Origin of the sequence: Amycolatopsis arida (assembly GCF_900115565.1) — a bacterium.
GTDB classification, from domain to species: domain Bacteria; phylum Actinomycetota; class Actinomycetes; order Mycobacteriales; family Pseudonocardiaceae; genus Yuhushiella; species Yuhushiella arida.
Window position 1 is genome coordinate 35,253 of record NZ_FOWW01000011.1, and the last position, 18,449, is coordinate 53,701.

At 70.5% G+C, this 18,449-nt stretch carries 15 protein-coding genes; 9 read left to right on the forward strand and 6 right to left on the reverse strand.

Annotated elements, in window-relative coordinates; all coding sequences use genetic code 11:
* Nucleotides 1–63: 63 nt before the first annotated feature.
* Nucleotides 64–438, reverse strand: coding sequence for a 30S ribosomal protein S12 (gene rpsL / locus BM051_RS24765; RefSeq protein ID WP_003102113.1), 375 nt, complete (start codon nt 436–438; stop codon nt 64–66).
* A 440-nt stretch (nt 439–878) separates the two neighbouring features.
* On the opposite strand from rpsL, the gene BM051_RS24770 reads away from it, so the two are divergent.
* The 5 genes from BM051_RS24770 to BM051_RS24790 are packed head-to-tail and all read left to right on the forward strand — an operon-like array spanning nt 879 to nt 4,054.
* The gene (locus BM051_RS24770) at nt 879–1,454 is read left to right on the forward strand and encodes a YbaB/EbfC family nucleoid-associated protein (protein WP_092535287.1); all 576 of its coding nucleotides are present in this window, start codon (nt 879–881) and stop codon (nt 1,452–1,454) included.
* Nucleotides 1,454–1,795, forward strand: coding sequence for a WXG100 family type VII secretion target (locus BM051_RS24775; RefSeq protein ID WP_092535290.1), 342 nt, complete (start codon nt 1,454–1,456; stop codon nt 1,793–1,795). The genes BM051_RS24770 and BM051_RS24775 overlap by 1 nt, the downstream gene beginning before the upstream one ends.
* 11 nt (nt 1,796–1,806) lie before the next feature.
* The gene (locus tag BM051_RS24780; protein WP_092535293.1) at nt 1,807–2,922 is read left to right on the forward strand and encodes a hypothetical protein; all 1,116 of its coding nucleotides are present in this window, start codon (nt 1,807–1,809) and stop codon (nt 2,920–2,922) included.
* Nucleotides 2,923–2,982: 60 nt separating this feature from the next.
* The gene (locus BM051_RS24785; protein WP_092535296.1) at nt 2,983–3,582 is read left to right on the forward strand and encodes a hypothetical protein; all 600 of its coding nucleotides are present in this window, start codon (nt 2,983–2,985) and stop codon (nt 3,580–3,582) included.
* Between the two features lie 4 nt (nt 3,583–3,586).
* Entirely contained in the window at nt 3,587–4,054 is a 468-nt protein-coding gene (locus tag BM051_RS24790; protein WP_092535299.1) for a hypothetical protein, read from the forward strand.
* A gap of 108 nt (nt 4,055–4,162) precedes the next feature.
* Here BM051_RS24790 and BM051_RS24795 read toward each other — a convergent pair whose 3' ends face one another.
* Nucleotides 4,163–4,900, reverse strand: coding sequence for a D-Ala-D-Ala carboxypeptidase family metallohydrolase (locus BM051_RS24795; protein WP_092535302.1), 738 nt, complete (start codon nt 4,898–4,900; stop codon nt 4,163–4,165).
* Nucleotides 4,901–5,029: 129 nt separating this feature from the next.
* On the opposite strand from BM051_RS24795, the gene BM051_RS24800 reads away from it, so the two are divergent.
* Together BM051_RS24800 and BM051_RS24805 are read left to right on the forward strand one after the other, a co-directional pair.
* Entirely contained in the window at nt 5,030–5,851 is an 822-nt protein-coding gene (locus tag BM051_RS24800; protein WP_092535305.1) for a M15 family metallopeptidase, read from the forward strand.
* A 157-nt stretch (nt 5,852–6,008) separates the two neighbouring features.
* Nucleotides 6,009–6,860 carry an SDR family NAD(P)-dependent oxidoreductase gene (locus BM051_RS24805; protein ID WP_092535308.1) on the forward strand — a complete coding sequence of 284 codons (852 nt, stop codon included), beginning with the start codon at nt 6,009–6,011 and terminating at the stop codon, nt 6,858–6,860.
* 110 nt (nt 6,861–6,970) lie between these two features.
* On the opposite strand, the gene BM051_RS24810 is transcribed toward BM051_RS24805, so the two are convergent.
* The 3 genes from BM051_RS24810 to BM051_RS24820 all read right to left on the reverse strand — a co-directional run bounded on the left by BM051_RS24810 (nt 6,971) and on the right by BM051_RS24820 (nt 15,700).
* Complete coding sequence (locus tag BM051_RS24810) at nt 6,971–10,885, reverse strand: DNA-directed RNA polymerase subunit beta' (protein WP_092535311.1); 3,915 nt, start codon at nt 10,883–10,885, stop codon at nt 6,971–6,973.
* Nucleotides 10,886–11,032: 147 nt separating this feature from the next.
* A complete protein-coding gene (gene rpoB / locus BM051_RS24815; protein WP_092535314.1) occupies nt 11,033–14,545 on the reverse strand; it encodes a DNA-directed RNA polymerase subunit beta in 3,513 nt (1,170 codons plus the stop codon).
* 225 nt (nt 14,546–14,770) lie between these two features.
* Nucleotides 14,771–15,700, reverse strand: a complete 930-nt coding sequence (locus tag BM051_RS24820; RefSeq protein WP_092535317.1) for a glycosyltransferase — start codon at nt 15,698–15,700, stop codon at nt 14,771–14,773.
* Nucleotides 15,701–15,776: 76 nt separating this feature from the next.
* On the opposite strand from BM051_RS24820, the gene BM051_RS24825 reads away from it, so the two are divergent.
* Both BM051_RS24825 and BM051_RS24830 read left to right on the forward strand, forming a co-directional pair.
* Nucleotides 15,777–17,021, forward strand: a complete 1,245-nt coding sequence (locus BM051_RS24825; RefSeq protein ID WP_177217002.1) for a hypothetical protein — start codon at nt 15,777–15,779, stop codon at nt 17,019–17,021.
* On the forward strand, nt 17,018–17,230 hold the full coding sequence (locus tag BM051_RS24830) for a hypothetical protein (RefSeq protein WP_092535320.1): 213 nt from the start codon (nt 17,018–17,020) through the stop codon (nt 17,228–17,230). Before BM051_RS24825 ends, BM051_RS24830 begins: the two co-directional genes overlap by 4 nt.
* A gap of 51 nt (nt 17,231–17,281) precedes the next feature.
* On the opposite strand, the gene BM051_RS24835 is transcribed toward BM051_RS24830, so the two are convergent.
* The gene (locus BM051_RS24835; RefSeq protein WP_092535323.1) at nt 17,282–18,427 is read right to left on the reverse strand and encodes a hypothetical protein; all 1,146 of its coding nucleotides are present in this window, start codon (nt 18,425–18,427) and stop codon (nt 17,282–17,284) included.
* Nucleotides 18,428–18,449: the final 22 nt, after the last annotated feature.

An 18,449-nucleotide genomic window follows, 5' to 3' on the forward strand; every position in this document is an offset into this window, starting at 1 on the left:
CCTTCGGGTTTGCCTCGAGGCCGCAGCGGCCGCTTCGGTGCCGACTCCGCTGTTGGCGGGGCATCAGCTCTTCTCCTTCTTCGCGCCGTACCGGCTGCGCGCCTGCTTGCGGTTCTTCACGCCCTGCGTGTCGAGCGACCCGCGGATGATCTTGTAACGGACACCCGGCAGGTCCTTCACCCGACCGCCACGCACGAGCACCATCGAGTGCTCCTGCAGGTTGTGGCCCTCACCGGGAATGTAAGCGGTGACCTCGATGCCGCTGGTCAGCTTCACACGCGCGACCTTGCGCAGCGCCGAGTTCGGCTTCTTCGGCGTCGTGGTGTACACGCGGGTGCACACGCCACGCCGCTGCGGGCTCCCCTTGAGCGCCGCGGTCTTCTGCTTGGCAGCCTTGTCCTGGCGGCCCTTGCGGACCAGCTGCTGGATCGTGGGCAATGGACCAGCCTTCTGTCGCGTCTTGCTTGTCTGTTGTTCCCCGGCCCCCGCGGTCGGGCGTGTCGGCCCGCGTCAGGATCGTGAGATCCGGTAACTTCCCATCGGGATTTCCGTGGACTCCGCTTCACCCGGCGCCCGCCGGCTACCGGAGCACCCGACCGTGGCCGAATGGCACGCGGAGCGGCCCGACGCATGCCGGGCACGGTCGTCAAAGATACCCGCCCGTTCGCGGCGGAACCAACTCGGGGTCCGTTTCCGTCGGACGGACGTGGGGCGGGCTCGGCACAGTCGGCTCGGACGGGGGATGTGCGACGTCCAGTCTACCTGAACCCTGCCCACGGCGACGGCGGATACGCCATGCTGGGCACTGCCCGACCACGATGGGGTGAGTGGGATCTCACGCAGGGCGGCATCAGGACCAACGGTACCGGGGAGGCGGAGTGTCGGCGGAGTTCGAGCAGCTCGTCGCGCAGTTCGAGAGATTCCAGTCGAGGCTGAGGAAGGTCGACGACCAGCTGGCGAACCTCGGCGAGATGCGGAGCGAGATCGCGGAGCTGGAGGCCACCGCGACGTCGGACGACCGGTCGGTCACCGTGGTCGCCGGGCCGGGTGGCGCGATCAAGGACGTCCGGTTCACCGAGAAGGCACTCGCCCAGACGCCGCAGGCACTGTCGTCCGCGGTGGTGTTCACCATCCAGCAGGCGGTGGCCGAGGCCGCGCGTCGGCAGGCCGCGATCGTGGACGGCCACTTCGGGGGTGACATGCACCTCACCGACCAGGTGGTGGAGACGCAGGCCGAGCTGTTCGGCACGTCCCCGGAGGAGCTGCGCGAGCGGCTGGCCGAGGAGCGACCCGCGCGCCGGCCCGCGCGGGAGGAGCACCCGGACGACGACTACTCCCAGCGGAGCGTCCTGACCGACGACGACGCCCCGCCGCGGCCGGCGCCGCCGCCGAGCCCGGGCGGCTCCGCGGGCGACGAGTTCCTCAAGAACCTGTTCGACGAGGAGGACCGCTGATGGAGGGCTACCGGGTCGAGCTCGAGGCCCTGCGCAGGTACTCGCGGGACCTCGCCGGGAACAAAACCGCGGTGAACCGGGTCAGCGGTCTGGTCGGGCAGGCCGACGTCGGCAACGAGTCCTGGGGCGTCGTCGGGCTGTTCGTCAAGGAGCGGTACACCGACATGTTGACCGACCTCAAGGAGCTGCTCACCGAGGTGGAGACCGGCCTGCAATCGGCGTCGGACAAGATCGGCAAGGCGGCCGAGATGTACCAGGAGGCGGACGAGCGGCACCGGAAGGCGCTGGCGAAGATCGTCGAGGAGTTCGACGCCACCGTCATCCGCGAGATCAGGGCCTGAGGGGGAGGACGATGAGCGACCCGCTGGGTGACATCCAGCTCAAGGAGAAGCAGTCGTACGGCGACAAGGTCGTCGAGTCGATCCCGCTGGCCGGTAGTGCGGTCAAGACGTTCACCAGCGCCAGCGACGCCCTTTCGGACGGCAGCGTGTCGTTCGGCGAGGTGCGCGGGCTGGCCGCGGACGGCGGCAGCTTCATCCAGTCGTGTACCGACGCCGCGCAGGGCATCGCGACCGACCCCGTCGGCTGGCTGGTCAGCCAGGGCCTCGACTTCCTGCTCGCCGTGGTGCAGCCACTGCAGGACCTGATCCACATGGTCAGCGGGGACGGCCCGGCGCTGGCCGAGGCGGCGGAGAGCTTCAACAACATCGGCAGTGGGCTGCAGGAGTTCGGCCAGAAGTTCGGCGAGGACGCGGTGGCGGCGCTGGCCGAGTGGGAGGGCGGCGCCGCGGAGGCCGCCGCCGCGAAGCTGGCCGAGTTCGGCAAGGGCATCGGCGGGGTGGCCGGCGAGGCCGGCAACATCGCCCAGCTGCTGCAGATCTCCAGCATGATCATGACGGTCATCGAGGAGTTCATCAAGGCGCTGCTCACCGAGCTCATCACCTGGTTGATCATGATCTGGATCCCGGCGCTGGCCGCCGCGATCCCCACCGCGGGAGCGTCGACCGCCGCCGCGGGAACGGCGACCGGCGTCCGGGCCGCGCAGACCGGGGCACGGGCGTCCCAGCAGGTGAGCAGGCTCCGCAAGCTCCTGGACCGGATCAAGGACATCCTGGCGAAGCTGAAGACCTGGATGTCGGACCTGAAGACCAACTTCCGGCGGGTCATGGACACCAAGAAGATGCAGAGCAGCCTGGCCAGGCTGGAGGTGGAGTCCGCGGCCGAGGCGGGCCGGCGGGCCAGCTGGTCGGCGCGGCTGAACAACGCCGACGGCGGCATGGTCGGCGAGCGGGTGAGCACCGGGTTCGGCCCCTCCGTGGGCAGGGCCGCCACGGACAACGTCCAGGACCACGTCAAGCCGGGCGCACTGGCCGGCCACTACGACAACGCCGGGAAGGCCGAGGAGTACGGGGACACCGGCGGCGAGGACCAGTCGCCGGAGCGGACCCGCGAGCAGCTCGACTTCTGACGTGGTCGGGATGGCCGCCCGGAGGCGGGCTGGGGCGCTCGGCACGACCAGCGAGGGAACATGACGTTCGACATCGGCGGTGTGATCGGCCTGGTCATCGTGGTGGGGGTGTTCGGGTTCACCGCGGGCCGCTGGCTGGCGCCGATCCTGTTCCGGTACGTCCGACTGCCCCGGTTGGCCCGCGAGCACGGCTGGCTGGTCAAGACCCGCGGGGCGTGGGGACGCCAGCCGGCGGACCTGCCGGGCAGCGGGTCGGCCGACTGGGCGCACTCGTTGCCGGAGATGGAGTGCGAGTTCCTCGGTACCTACCGCCACCAGCCGGTGCACGGCATCGAGATCGCCGTGCGGCGCAGGACGTTCGACGCGGTGTACGAGAACTGGACGACGAAGGTGCGGCGGTACTCGGTGGTCACGGTGGCCACCTCCGCCCGGCCGTTCGGCGGCTTCCACGCCGGTGGCGGGGGCCGCGCCTTCACCGGCGACGCGCGGGCGTTCTACCCGGACTTCCTGGACTGGGCTCGCAACCGTCGCCCGGAGCAGCGCGAGCCGCTCGCGCAGGAGGGACCGGGGTTGCGCTCGGTGAGCTGGCAGGGCCGGCTCACCCGACAGCGGGTGCTCCACTCGCTCGACCAGCTCACCGGCGCGAGGACATGGGGGTAGCGGGATGAACGAACCGTGGGAGCCGGCGAAGGGCTCCTCGGTCGGCCTGACCGTGGGCCTGGTCGCCATCGTGGTCGCCGGGGTGGCGCTGGTCGGTGCGGTGTTCGGGTACGGCGTGCTGTCGCTGGTCAACGGCACGGCCACCGCGCTGGGGCTGGGTGAGCCGGTGAGCATCCGCGTCGTGGCCGAACACGGGTTCCGCCGGCGTTCATCGGACGCGACCGGCGAGTACGTCCGGAACGGTGAGATCCACCGGACGGGCCTGGGTGGCGGCACCGAGGGTGAGGTTGTCGACGCCCAGTTCGCCCCGATCGAGTGGTTCGGCTTCGACGAGCCGATCATCTCCTGGTGGGAGCCACTGCTCCGGATCGGCGTGGGCGTGTTCTGCGTCGGGATGGTCGTCGGCGGGGTGGCCTGGGCGATCCGCTCCGGCCGGCGGAACCGACCCATCACTCCCCCGGTCGGTCCCTGAGACCCGTTCCCCTCGCCGAGGCGCGGTGCCGCCGGCACTCGGAGAACCCGGAGGCGCCGCCACCGCGGAAGGTGCCCCCGGCCACCGGCCGAGGGCACCTCGCGGCCGTCAGATGCCGCAGCTGGAGGCCGACCAGTAGCGGCTGGAGCGGTGGTCGACGTGGGTGTGGTCGTTGTGCCCCGGGAAGCCCGGGCCGAGGATGCCGTTGAAGCCGTGGTTGCGCGCCTGCTTGGCCAGGGTGCACAGGGAGTGCGGGCCGGAGCCGAGGTCGACCGCGTCGCCGTAGAGGTGGCGGCTGCTCGGCGCGCCGCCGACCGCGTCGTTGCACGCGTGGCTGCGGAACCCGCTGGTCACCCGGATGGCCTGGTCGCCGAGCGCGTGCCGCATGGCCTGCAGCTTCCACATCGAGACCAGCGCGTTGGCGCGGGCCGTGGCCGCCGACACCGCGCCACCCGACCACGTCGAGTTGCACCTGTTCAGCTCCGCGTAGGAGAAGTTCACCGGGGTGCAGTCGTCGTCCTGGAGGGCGTAGATCTTGCCGAACGTCGCCGGCCCGGCGATGCCGTCGGCGCCGAGGCCGTAGGCCTGCTGGAAGCGGGTGACGGCCGCCTTCGTGGCCGGGCCGTAGTCACCGTCGAGCGCCAGCACGTTGCCGTAGCCGGGATAGCCCGAGACCCGGATCTGCAGGTGCCGCACGTCCTCGCCGGACATGCCCTGCGACAGGGTGCGGTTCCAGGTGTAACAGCCGTCGGCCGTGGCGGGAGCGGCGGTGACCACCGCGCCGACGAAACTGGTCGCGACGGCGAGCAGCAGGCCGGCGAGCAGTCGCGCGATCCGTCTGGACATGAGACCTCCACCTACTCGAACGAGTGACACCCGGAAGCCTGAAGTAACACCGGAACTCAGTCAACGATTGACGCACAAATGGACCATAAGGGCTTTTTTTCACGGCCGCTGGCCTGCTAAGACAGGGGCATGACCCGGCTTTCCGCCCGGCGGCTGCGCGGCCTGGCCTGCGCCGCCACCCTCGCCGTCCTCGCCGTGACCACCGTCGGCACCCCGCCCGCGACCGCGTCGTCGAGCCTCTCCTCCGGGCGCGCGCCGGCCGACTTCGTCGCGCTGCGCGACGTCGAGCCCACGATCCTCGAGGAGATGCGCTACACCGGCCCGCACAACTTCGTGGGTCGCCGGATCCGCGGGTACCTCGAACCGGTGTGCCTGCTCACCCGGCCGGCGGCCGAGGCGTTGCAGGCGGCACAGCGGCGCCTGCTCGACCGCGGGTACACGCTGAAGGTCTACGACTGCTTCCGGCCGCAGCGGGCGGTGGATCACTTCGTGCGCTGGGCACGCAACCCGTTCGACCGGCGGATGAAGGCGGAGTTCTACCCCAATGTCGACAAGTCGAGACTATTCGAGGAGGGGTACATCGCCGAGAGGTCGGGGCACAGCCGCGGCAGCACGGTGGACCTCACGCTGGTGAAGCTGCCGGTGCGGCCGCAGCGGCCGTACCGGCCGGGCGAACCGCTGGTCCCGTGCTTCGCACCCGTCGGTGAGCGCTTCCCGGACAACAGCGTCGACATGGGCACCGGCTTCGACTGCTTCGACACGCTGTCCCACACCGACGACTCCCGCATCACCGGTGCCGCGCGCGAGCACCGGGATCTGCTGCGCGACACGCTCGCCGCGGTCGGCTTCCGGAACCTCCCGGAGGAGTGGTGGCACTTCACCTTCCGGGACGAGCCGTACCCCGACACCTACTTCGACTTCCCGGTGACCCGCCACGCGCTCCCCCACTGACCGTCACGGCGCGGCGGTCCCGCTTGGTTCGCGGCGGCGCGGACGATCGGGCCGGCTGTCGCGCACCGCCGGTCACCGCGGTCCCACTCGGCGCACGGGGGTGGCCACTGGGCGGTCCAGCCAACACCAGGGCCGCACCGCGACCAGACTCGGGGTCATGGGACTTCTCGACGGCAAGGCCGTGGTGATCACCGGTGCGGGGCAGGGGTTGGGCAGGGCCTACGCCGAGCACGCGGCGAGGGCGGGCGCGTCAGTGCTGGTCAACGACGTGGAAGGGGAGCTCGCCGAGCGGGTGGCCCGGGGCATCCTGGCGTCCGGCGGGCGGGCCGTGGCGGATGTGGGGTCGGTGGCCGACCCCGACTATGCCGGCGTGATGGTGGGCCGCTGCGTCGCGCAGCTCGGCGGCCTCGACGGGCTGGTCAACAACGCCGCGGTGGTCCACCACGCGCCGCCGTGGCGGGACGACCCCGAACGGCTGCGGGCGGTGATCGAGGTCAACGTGCTCGGCTCGATGTACTGCGGCACCGCCGCGGCCAGGGCGATGCACGCCGCCGGGCGCGGTGGGGTCATCGTGAACGTGGCGTCCGGCTCGATGCTCGGCCAGGAGAAGGCCGCGGCCTACTCCGCGTCGAAGGGCGCGGTCGCGTCGATGACCGCCTCGTGGGCCGTGGACCTGGCCGAGCACGGGATCCGGGTGAACGCGATCTGCCCGCTGGCCTGGACGAAGCTGATGCGCGAGGACCCGAAGGCGCACCAGCGCTCCGGCCCGGCCGCCACCCCCGAGCGGATCGCCCCGCTGGTGACCTACCTGCTCAGCGACCTGTCGGTGGGGATCACCGGGCAACTCATCCGGTTCATCGGCGAGACGCTGCACATCGTCCGCCAGCCCGCCGTGAAGGAACCGGTGTTGCGCCGGGACCGGTGGGAGGTCGAGGACATCGCCCGCGCCTTCGCCGGCGAGCTCGCCGGCGCACTCGAACCACCCCCGGCCACCCGCTGGGGCCGCTAGAACCGCGGGCCGCCACGGTTCGGGGACGGAACGGACGACCGCGCGGTGGGCAGGAAAGCGCGGGAGCCCCCGACCGGACCCGGTCGGGGGCTCCCGTGTCGACCTGCGGCCTAGCGGAAGTCGCGGCCGAAGTCGTAGTCGTCCAGCGGAACGGCGGCACCGGTGCCCGTCCCGAAGACATCCGGGGTGTAGTAGCCGTCGTCGTAGGACGGGATGGCGTACGCCGCCACCCTGGCCTCCTCGGTCGGCTGCACCTGGATGTTCCGGTACTTGTTGATGCCGGTCCCGGCCGGGATCAACTTACCGATGATCACGTTCTCCTTCAGACCCACGAGCTTGTCGCTGCGGCCGTTGATCGCCGCGTCGGTGAGCACCCGCGTGGTCTCCTGGAACGACGCCGCCGACAGCCACGAGTCGGTGGTCAGCGACGCCTTCGTGATGCCCATCAGCACCGGCCGGCCGGAGGCGGGCTCGCCGCCCTCGGCCACCACCGACCGGTTCGTCGCCTCGAACTTGGTCCGCTCGGGCAGCTCGCCCGGGAGGAAGTCCGTGGAACCGGAGTCGATGATCGTCACCCGGCGCAGCATCTGCCGGACGATGACCTCGATGTGCTTGTCGTGGATGGACACACCCTGCGCGCGGTACACCTTCTGCACCTCGTTCACCAGGTGCATCTGCGCCTCCCGCGGACCCATCACCCGCAGCACCTCGTGCGGGTCCGGCGTGCCCTCCAGCAGCTGCTGGCCGACCGCCACGTGGTCCCCGTCGGCCAGCGGACGCCCCTCGGGCGTGATCGCCAACCGCTGCCGCTTGGACAGCTTGTCGAAGACGATCTCCTCGCTGCCATCGTCCGGGATCAGCGTGATCTTCCAGTACCGCTCGCTCTCCTCGATGCGCACGCGGCCGTCGACGTCGGCGATCGGCGCCTTGCCCTTCGGCACCCGAGCCTCGAACAGCTCGGTGACCCGGGGCAGACCGGTGGTGATGTCGTCACCGGCGACACCACCCTGGTGGAACGTCCGCATCGTCAGCTGCGTGCCCGGCTCACCGATCGACTGCGCGGCGACGATGCCGACGGCCTCGCCGACGTCCACCAGCTTGCCGGTGGCCATCGAGCGGCCGTAGCAGGTGGCGCACACCCCGACGGCCGACTCGCAGGTGAGCACGCTGCGCACCTTGACCCTGGTGATCCCGCTGGCGATCAGCTTCTCGATCGCCGGGTCGCCGAGGTCGTCCCCGGCGTTGAGCACCACGTTGCCCTTCTCGTCGACGGCGTCGGCCGCCAACGCCCTGGCGTACACGCTGGTCTCCACGTGCTCGGTCCGCAGCAGCGTCCCGTCGGCCACCTTCTCCGCGATCGGCATGTTGACGCCACGGCTGGTGCCGCAGTCGACCTCGCGGACGATGACGTCCTGCGACACGTCCACGAGGCGCCGGGTCAGGTAACCCGAGTCGGCGGTCCGCAGCGCGGTGTCGGCGAGACCCTTCCGGGCACCGTGGGTGGCGATGAAGTACTCCGCCACCGACAGGCCCTCGCGGAAGTTCGCCTTGATCGGCCGCGGGATGTACTCACCCTTCGGGTTCGACACCAGACCGCGCATGCCGGCCAGCGACCGCACCTGGGTCATGTTGCCCGCCGCCCCGGACTTCACGATCATCGCGATCGGGTTGTCCTCGGGGAAGTGGTCCTCCATGACCTTGGCCACGTCCTCCGTGGCCTGCGCCCACACCTTGACCAGCTCGTTGTTCCGCTCGGCGTGCGAGAGCTGACCACGCTGGTAGCGCTTTTCCACCTGCGCGGCCTTGGCCTCGTACTCGTCGAGGATCTGCTTCTTCTCCGGCGGCACGAGCACGTCGGAGATCGCCACGGTGACCCCGGACCGGGTGGCCCAGTGGAATCCGGCGTCCTTGAGCCGGTCCAGCGTCTGCGCCACGGTCGTCATCGAGTACCGCTCGGCCAGGTCGTTGACGATCACGGCCTGGCGCTTCTTCGGCAGCGGCTCGTTGACGAACGGGTAGTCCGGCGGGAGCAGGTCGTTGAACAGCACCCGGCCGAGGGTCGTCTCGGCCAGCCACGGCTGACCCGGCTCCCAACCGTCCTCGGCCAGCTTCGCCTGCAGCTCCTTGCCCGGCTGCCGGTCGGCGACGCGCACCTTGATCGGCGCGTGCAGGCTGATCACCTTGCGGTCGTGCGCCATGATCGCCTCGGCCGGCGAGGAGAACGAACGCCCCGCGCCCTCGGCGTCCTCGATGCGCCGGGTGAGGTGGAACAGGCCGGTCACCATGTCCAGCCGCGGCATCGCCAGCGGGCGGCCCGACGCCGGCGACAGGATGTTGTTCGCCGACAGCATCAGGATCCGCGCCTCGGCCTGCGCCTCCGCCGACAGCGGCAGGTGCACGGCCATCTGGTCACCGTCGAAGTCCGCGTTGAACGCCTCGCAGACCAGCGGGTGCAGCTGGATGGCCTTGCCCTCGACCAACTGCGGCTCGAAGGCCTGGATGCCGAGGCGGTGCAGCGTCGGCGCCCGGTTCAGCAGCACCGGGTGGCCGGCGATGACCTCTTCCAGCACGTCCCACACCTGCGGCTTGGCCCGCTCGACCATGCGCTTGGCGGACTTGATGTTCTGCGCGTGGTTGAGGTCCACCAGCCGCTTCATCACGAACGGCTTGAACAGCTCCAGCGCCATGTCCTTCGGCAGGCCGCACTGGTGCAGCTTCAGCTGCGGCCCGACGATGATCACCGACCGGCCCGAGTAGTCGACCCGCTTGCCGAGCAGGTTCTGCCGGAACCGGCCCTGCTTGCCCTTGAGCAGGTCGGACAGCGACTTCAGCGGGCGGTTGCCGGGGCCGGTGACCGGCCGGCCGCGGCGGCCGTTGTCGAACAGCGCGTCGACGGCCTCCTGCAGCATCCGCTTCTCGTTGTTGACGATGATCTCCGGCGCGCCGAGGTCGATCAGCCGCTTCAACCGGTTGTTCCGGTTGATGACCCGGCGGTAGAGGTCGTTCAGGTCGGACGTGGCGAACCGGCCACCGTCGAGCTGCACCATCGGGCGCAGCTCCGGCGGGATCACCGGCACGGCGTCGAGCACCATGCCACGCGGGTCGTTGCCGGTCGCCTGGAACGCCGCCACGACCTTGAGCCGCTTGAGCGCGCGCAGCTTCTTCTGGCCCTTGCCGTTGCGGATGGTCTCGCGCAGGTTCTCCGCCTCGGCGTCGACGTCGAACTCGGTGGCCAGCTTCTGGATGGCCTCCGCGCCCATACCACCGGTGAAGTACTCGCCGTAGCGGTCGACCAGCTCGCGGTAGAGCAGCTCGTCGACGATGAGCTGCCGCGGCTCGAGCTTGGTGAACGTCGTCCAGACCTCCTCGAGCCGGTCCAGCTCGCGCTGGGCCCGGTCGCGGAGCTGGCGCATCTCCCGCTCGCCGCCCTCCTTGACCTTGCGGCGCACGTCGGACTTGGCGCCCTCGGCCTCGAGCTCGGCGAGGTCGGCCTCGAGCTTCTGCGCCCGCGCCTCGATGTCGGCGTCACGCTTGGCCTCGATGTTCTTCCGCTCGACGTTGATCTCGCTCTCGAGCGTGGGCAGGTCGTTGTGCCGCAGCTCGGTGTTCACGCCGGTGATCACGTAGGCCGCGAAGTAAATGATCTTCTCGAGGTCCTTCGGGGCCAGGTCGAGCAGGTAGCCCAGCCGCGAGGGCACGCCCTTGAAGTACCAGATGTGGGTGACCGGGGCGGCCAGCTCGATGTGGCCCATCCGCTCGCGGCGCACCTTGGCGCGGGTGACCTCGACACCACAGCGCTCGCAGATGATGCCCTTGAAGCGCACCCTCTTGTACTTACCGCAGTAGCACTCCCAGTCCCGGGTCGGACCGAAGATCTTCTCGCAGAAGAGCCCGTCCTTCTCCGGCTTCAGGGTCCGGTAGTTGATCGTCTCCGGCTTCTTCACCTCACCGAAGGACCACTGTCGAATGTCGTCCGCGGTGGCAAGGCCAATCCGGAGCTCATCGAAGAAATTAACGTCCAGCACGGGACTAGTCCGCCTCCCCGGAATTTTGGTGTTGTTGCGTTACTGAGCAACAGTTACGACTCATGGCTTCCTTTGGTCGCCTACCGTCACGGTCCCCTGAGGTCCCGTTGGGTAGGGCCTGACTTCGGGCGGTCACTGGACTGGCAACTACTGCACCACGTCGTCGACGGAGGGGGACTCGTTGCGGGACAGGTTGATGCCGAGGTTGGCGGCGGCACGCTCGAGGTCCTCGTCATCGGAGTCGCGCATCTCGATCGCGGCCCCGTCGCTGGAGAGCACCTCCACGTTGAGGCACAGCGACTGCAACTCCTTGAGCAGCACCTTGAACGACTCCGGGATGCCGGGGGACGGCATGTTGTCGCCCTTGACGATGGCCTCGTAGACCTTCACCCGGCCGAGCACGTCGTCGGACTTGATGGTGAGCAGCTCCTGGAGCGTGTAGGCCGCGCCGTAGGCCTGCATCGCCCAGCACTCCATCTCGCCGAACCGCTGGCCACCGAACTGCGCCTTACCGCCCAGCGGCTGCTGGGTGATCATCGAGTACGGTCCGGTCGACCGGGCGTGGATCTTGTCGTCCACCATGTGGTGCAGCTTCAGGATGTACATGTACCCGACCGCGACCGGGTACGGGAACGGCTCGCCGGTGCGGCCGTCGAGCAGCACCGCCTTGCCGTCCTCGCGGACCAGCCGGTCGCCGTCCCGGTTCGGCCTCGTGCAGGAGAGCAGCCCCATGAGCTCCTCCTCCTTGGCGCCGTCGAACACCGGGGTGGCGGTGAGCGTGTCCGGCTCCACGTCGCGCAGCTCCGGGTTGAGGTCCTTCGCCCACTCCGGCGCGCCCTCGACCTTCCAGCCCTGCGAGGCCAGCCAGCCGAGGTGCAGCTCCAGGATCTGCCCGATGTTCATCCGGCGCGGCACGCCGTGGGTGTTCAGCACGACGTCGACCGGCGTGCCGTCGGGGAGGAACGGCATGTCCTCCACCGGCAGGATCTTGCCGATGACGCCCTTGTTGCCGTGCCGGCCGGCGAGCTTGTCGCCGTCCTGGATCTTGCTCTTCTTGGCGACGTAGACCCGGACCAACTCGTTGACGCCGGGGGGCAGCTCGTCGTCGTCCTCCCGGGAGAACACCCGGATGCCGATGACCTTGCCGGTCTCGCCGTGCGGCACCTTCAGCGAGGTGTCGCGGACCTCGCGCGCCTTCTCACCGAAGATCGCGCGGAGCAGCCGCTCCTCCGGGGTCAGCTCGGTCTCACCCTTGGGCGTGACCTTCCCGACCAGGATGTCGCCGTCGCGGACCTCGGCACCGATCCGGATGATGCCGCGCTCGTCGAGGTCGGCGAGCACGTCCTCGGAGACGTTCGGGATGTCCCGGGTGATCTCCTCGGCACCGAGCTTGGTGTCCCGCGCGTCGATCTCGTGCTCCTCGATGTGGATCGAGGTGAGCACGTCGTCCTGGACCAGCCGCTGCGAGATGACGATGGCGTCCTCGTAGTTGTGGCCCTCCCAGGGCATGACCGCGACGAGCAGGTTCTTGCCCAGCGCCATCTCACCGTGGTCGGTGGACGGCCCGTCGGCGATGACCTGGCCCTTCTCGACCCGGTCGCCCTCGGCGACGATCGGCCGGTGGTTGAAGCAGGTGCCGGCGTTGGTGCGACGGAACTTGTACAGCCCGTAGCTCTTCCGGCTGCCGTCGTCGTGCATGACGGTGACCAGGTCGGCGGAGACCTCCTCGACCACGCCGGCCTGCTCGGCCACCAGCACGTCACCGGCGTCCACCGCGGCGGTCAGCTCCACGCCGGTGCCCACCAACGGGGCCTCGTTGCGCAGCAGCGGCACCGCCTGGCGCTGCATGTTCGCACCCATCAGCGCGCGGTTGGCGTCGTCGTGCTCGAGGAACGGGATCATCGCGGTCGCGACCGACACCATCTGCCGCGGCGAGACGTCCATGTAGTCGATCTCGAGCGGGTCGATCAGCTCGACCTCGCCGCCCTTGCGCCGGCCGAGGACCTTCTCCTCGACGAAGTAGCCGTCGTCGTCGATCGGCGCGTTCGCCTGCGCCTTGACGAAGCGGTCCTCCTCGTCGGCGGTCAGGTAGTGCACCTCGTCGGTGACCCGGCCCTCGACGACCTTCCGGTACGGCGTCTCGATGAAGCCGAACGGGTTGACCCGCGCGTAGGAGCACAGCGAGCCGATGAGGCCGATGTTCGGGCCTTCCGGCGTCTCGATCGGGCACATCCGGCCGTAGTGGCTGGGGTGCACGTCGCGGACGTCCATGCCGGCGCGCTCACGGGACAGCCCGCCAGGGCCCAGCGCGTTGAGGCGGCGCTTGTGGGTCAGGCCCGACAGCGGGTTGTTCTGGTCCATGAACTGCGACAGCTGCGAGGTGCCGAAGAACTCCTTGATGGCCGCCACGACCGGGCGGATGTTGATCAGGGTCTGCGGCGTGATCGCCTCGACGTCCTGGGTGGTCATCCGCTCGCGGACCACGCGCTCCATGCGGGACAGGCCGACCCGGATCTGGTTCTGGATCAGCTCGCCGACCGTGCGGATGCGCCGGTTGCCGAAGTGGTCGATGTCGTCGGTCTCGACCGGCACCTCGGCGGTGCCGCCGGCGCGCTTCACCTCCATCTTGGTCTCGCCGGCGTGCAGCCGGACGAGGTACTCGACGGTGGTGACGATGTCCTCCTCGGTCAGCGTGCCGGTGTCGTACGGCACGTCGAGACCGAGCTTCTTGTTGACCTTGTAGCGGCCGACCTTGGCCAGGTCGTAGCGCTTGTCCTTGAAGAACAGGTTCTCCAGCAGGGCCTGCGCGCTCTCCTTGGTGGGCGGCTCGCCGGGACGCAGCTTGCGGTAGATGTCCAGCAGCGCCTCGTCGGTGCCCGCGGTGTGGTCCTTCTCCAGCGTGGCCAGCAGCGTCTCGGAGAAGGAGAACCGCTCCCGGATCGCCTCGGTGGTCCAGCCGAGGGCCTTCAGCAGGACGGTGACCGGCTGGCGGCGCTTGCGGTCGATGCGCACGCCGACGGTGTCCCGCTTGTCGACGTCGAACTCCAGCCACGCGCCCCGGCTCGGGATGATCTTGACGCTGAAGACGTCCTTGTCGGTGGACTTGTCGACCGACTGGTCGAAGTACACGCCGGGCGACCGCACGAGCTGGGACACCACGACCCGCTCGGTGCCGTTGATGATGAACGTGCCCTTGTCGGTCATCACCGGGAAGTCGCCCATGAAGACCGTCTGGCTCTTGATCTCACCGGTGTTGTTGTTGACGAACTCGGCGGTGACGAACAGCGGCGCCGCGTAGGTCATGTCCTTGTCCTTGCACTCCTCGACGGAGGCCTTGACCTCGTCGAAGCGCGGGTCGGAGAAGGACAGGGACATGGATCCCGAGAAGTCCTCGATCGGGGAGATCTCGTTGAGGACCTCCTCGAGGCCGCCGACCGGGTTCTCCTCACCTTCCTCGACGCGGCGCTGGAACCACGCCTCGTCGCCGGTGAACCATTCGAACGACCGGATCTGGATGTCGAGCAGGTTGGGAGTGCTCAGCGGCTCGCGAATCTTCGCAAAGGAGACCCGCTTGGGCGCTCCGGGGACTCCCGTTGACGGTGTGGAAGACACAGCCGAGTTGGTCGCAGCAGTGGCCTGGTTCGCGGGAGAGACTGCCAAGATGCGTCCTTCCGGGGACATAGCGGTTGCGCAGCCGCGTTAGCAACTGGTAACACGTGCTGTCAAGGGTGCGGTGGTGCCACCATCCTAGCTACCGCGTTTGGGCAGCCTGAAAGTGGGCAGCGCAAAGAAGCAGTCTAGCCCCTGAGACGGCGCCTGTCGAGGGGGCCTCCCGTCGCCGCCCCGGTACAGGGACGGGGCCCGGCCTCCTGCCGCGTTCCAGCGTCAGTCCCAGACGCCGGATCTCTCGCTACCGTCTCGTCTCCCGGCTCGCCTCCCGCATGAGCGATGCCATCGGCAGTAAGCGTGACCGCACTCCGTCCGGGAGTCAAGCTCCCACGCGCGGTGGCACGCGGTTGGCGGAGTCCGCGCGGACCGGATCGCCGGGTTCGGCCTGGTCAGTATGGTTTCGGATCCGGTACGGGCTCGCTCGAGAGCCGCTCGGCCCGCTGCCGGAGCAGCGCGATCTGCGCACCCCCCCCCCGTGAACTTTCCCCGGCGCGTCGACCGCTGCCCGGGGTGCCTTCGGTACCGGAGGGTGGCCGCGGGAACGTGGACCCCGGCGGCGGCCGCGGAGGCGGCCAGCAGCAGGCCGGTGTCCTCCATCCCGCGCAGCGCCATCCAGCCGCCGAGCCGGAGCAGCAGGTCGCGGCGCCACAGCACCCCGGCCGGGTGCACGGGAACGCGGCGCGGGTCGTGGCGCCAGATTCGAAGCAGCTCGCCCCTGGCGAGCCGGCCCGGTCGCACGTCGAGCGCATGCTCGCGCAGGGTGCCGTCCGGCAACAGGTCGCGGGCATGTCCGACGGCGAACCCCGCGTCGGGGTGCTCCCGCAGCGCCGCGGCGAGGACGGTCAGCGCGTCCGGCTCCAGCTCGTCGTCGGCGTCGAGGTTCTGCACGAGGTCCGCCTCGGCCCGGCCCAGCGCGATGTTGCGGGCCACCGCCGGCCCCTCCCGGGTGCCGTGCGCGTCGAGGCGCACCCGCGGGTCGTCCGCCGCGCCGCAGGCGGCCAACGCGGCCGTGACGGCGGTGGCGGGGCCGTCCACCTGCACCAGCCACGTCCAGTCCCGGTGCCGCTGGGCGCGCACCGAGGCCCAGGCGGCCGGCAGGAAGGGCGCGTAGGCGGCGTGCACGGCGGTGACCACGTCGACACGCATGCGCCGTGTGTACCACCATGATCACGGCTCGTGCGCCGGCCACGTGGCGCGCCTCACGAGGGGACCGAGGGGAGACATGACCGAACCGATCGTGACCGAGCTGGCCGAGGCGGCGGCCGCGGGAACCAGGGAGCTGGACCGGGTCTGCGACCGGATCGCCAGGGAGCTGCTGGCGGACGGCACCGAGCCGCCGTTCGAGGTGCGCTCCGCCGACTTCGCCGGCGACGCCCTGCTCATCTGCGCCGACCGCTACTGGTACTGGCGGTTCCTCGATCGCCCTTCGGTGTCCACCGCGGCGGCGTGCGCCCGGTGGCTGCACGCGCACGTGGCGGGGGACGCGCGGACCGAGGTGGCCGAGAAGTGGGCGCTCGGGTACGCCTTCGTCACCAAGGACAGCGTGGAGTCCGGGACCGAGATCGAGGCCGCGACCGGCGCCGTGATGGACGGCGACCACGGCTCCGCCGACATCGCCTACTTCGCCGCCCTCTACCACGCCGGCAAGCTGCGGGCGAACTTCGGCTTCGACGAGCTCGACCGGTTCCTCGACGCCTCGCTGCTGGCGCTGGCCGCCGGCGAGCACCGGGAGGATCCCCTGTTCGTCGCGCTGCGGGCGTTCTCCGCGTTCGGCCGCACGGCGATCACGAGCAGGCACGCGGTGGCGCTGTTCGAGCGGGCGTGGCACGACCCGCGACGCACCCGGCACGTGGTCGACGTGTGCCTCAACGGGTTGTGGGTGGCCCGGCCGTTCGACGGCCAGGGCGAGTTGCTGCGCGACCGGGCGCTGGAGGCGGTGCGCTGCCACCCGGGCGACCACGTCTTCCACTACCGGCTGGCGGTCGGGCACCGGATGTGCGAGAACCACGACGCGGCGCTGGACGACATCGACGAGGCATTGGCCCTGCTGCCGGCGATCGGCCGGCGGGGCAGCCACAAGCAGCTCCAGGAGCAGTACCTGGCCGAGCGCAACACCATCCGGGACGAGCGCCGGCGGGCGGAGTGGATGGCCGAGCAGCGGGAGCTGGTCGACCGGCTCGTCGCGGACAACGCGGCGCTGCGCCGCACCGTGCAGTCCACCCCGGTGCGGACCATCGAGGTGGTGGCGCTGTTCACCGCGGCGATCGCGTTCGCCGTGGGGTCGTTGCAGGTGACGCTCACCGGGGCGCTGCCGCTGCGCGACCGTGCCGTGCTGCTCGGCCTGTTCGGCGCGGGGCTGCTGCTGTTCGCGCTGCTCGTCGTCGGCGCGACCTGGTTCATCACCCAGGTGCGGCAGGGGACCGACCCCGCGGTCGGGGGATCGGCACCGCCGGAGGTCGGCCGGTGAGCGGGTGGCGGCGGTCGGTGTTCCGGATCCTGCGCGGCGCGGCCGTGTTCCTGCTGCTGTTCCCGGTGCTGCTCGGCGCCTTCCGCGACGAGAGCGAGGGACTGACCGGCAGCGCCTGGGGCCTGGCCGCGGGCGTGGCCCTGCCCATGGCGGTGACCTTCGCCCTGGTCTTCGGGCCGAAGGACCCGCGGGGCGGCACCGAGCGGTAGCGCGGGACCACCGGGCGAGCCCGCCGGGTGGAGCGGGCACGCCCGGAAGGCTCAGTTGCCGTTCGGCGGGGCGGGCTGCTCGGCGGGCGGCGGCTGTGGCATGTCGTTGTAGGTGTCGATCTGGGTGATCTTCCACTTCCCGTCGCGCAGCTCGGCGTTCACCGACAGCTGCGAGCCACCGGCCGAGGTCTTGTTCTCGTCGGTGCGGGTGGAGGTCTGGTCGACGAACAGCAGCACCTTCGCCCGGTCGCCGTCGAGCATCACGACGCCGCTGCGGCTGACCTTGGTGGTCACCACCATCTTCTGCTCCGGCGCCAGCCGCTTGACCTCGGCGAACTGCTGCTCGTACTTCGTCCGCACCTCGTCGGTGACCAGCAGGTCCTTCGCCGCGTTCTCGGTCTTGGCGATGTCGTTGTAGTCGTAGGAGAACAGCGCCTCGACCGCCTCGCTGGTCTGCTGCTTCACCTGGGCGGTGCGGGCCACGTCGATCAGCGCCTTGTTGGCGGTGGCCGCCTCGGCCTCGCTGCCCTGGATCCGGAAGAACACGGCCAGCGCGGCGAACACCACCGCCGCGGCGAGGAAGACACCGATGAGCACCTTCGGCGAGCGCGCCGTGACCGTCCGGCGCGACCCGCCGGCCGCGCGCTGTCGGCCCGCTGCGGCCCCGGCGGCTCGGGCCGCCTCGGCCTCGCTGGTCGGCTTGGTCACGCCGGCGTCCCGGGTCTTGCGTCGCGGACTCGGCCGGGGCCGCGCCTCCGGCTCGGCCCCGGTCGCGGTGTCCTTCCCGACCTCGGCGCCGGCCTCCGGCTCGGTGTCCGGCTCGGCCTCGACCGGCGCGGTCCTCGCGGTGGGCCACTCGGGCTCCGCGACGGTCTCCGGCTCCGCGGTGTCGTCGGGCCTCGCCGTGGTGTCAGGCTCCGCGGTGGTGTCGAGCTCCGCCGTGGTGTCGGGCTCCGCGGTGGTGTTGAGCTCCGCCGTGGACCGGGCATCCGCGGCCGCTTCGACCGGTGTGGTGTCCTCGGTGGCGCGCTCGGCTGTTGGGTCGGCGGGCCCGGTGGGCTCCTCGGCCGGCTCGGGCCGGGGCCGCGGGCTGGGCCGGGAGTCCTTGCCGGCGGCGGGCTTGCGCAGGCCGGCGACCCTGGGGCGGCGTGTCGACGCCGGGGCCGGGGTACGCGGGGTGCGACGGGACGGTGTCACCGGATACTCCTCGGACGTTCGT

Bases quoted from the DNA above. Each gene is read 5' to 3' on its own strand.
- BM051_RS24820 (WP_092535317.1), bottom strand. From the start codon at position 15,700: ATGCGTGTCGACGTGGTCACCGCCGTGCACGCCGCCTACGCGCCCTTC.
- BM051_RS24795 (WP_092535302.1), bottom strand. From the start codon at position 4,900: ATGTCCAGACGGATCGCGCGACTGCTCGCCGGCCTGCTGCTCGCCGTC.
- BM051_RS24785 (WP_092535296.1), top strand. From the start codon at position 2,983: ATGACGTTCGACATCGGCGGTGTGATCGGCCTGGTCATCGTGGTGGGG.
- BM051_RS24790 (WP_092535299.1), top strand. From the start codon at position 3,587: ATGAACGAACCGTGGGAGCCGGCGAAGGGCTCCTCGGTCGGCCTGACC.
- BM051_RS24805 (WP_092535308.1), top strand. From the start codon at position 6,009: ATGGGACTTCTCGACGGCAAGGCCGTGGTGATCACCGGTGCGGGGCAG.
- BM051_RS24825 (WP_177217002.1), top strand. From the start codon at position 15,777: ATGACCGAACCGATCGTGACCGAGCTGGCCGAGGCGGCGGCCGCGGGA.
- BM051_RS24780 (WP_092535293.1), top strand. From the start codon at position 1,807: ATGAGCGACCCGCTGGGTGACATCCAGCTCAAGGAGAAGCAGTCGTAC.
- BM051_RS24800 (WP_092535305.1), top strand. From the start codon at position 5,030: ATGACCCGGCTTTCCGCCCGGCGGCTGCGCGGCCTGGCCTGCGCCGCC.
- BM051_RS24775 (WP_092535290.1), top strand. From the start codon at position 1,454: ATGGAGGGCTACCGGGTCGAGCTCGAGGCCCTGCGCAGGTACTCGCGG.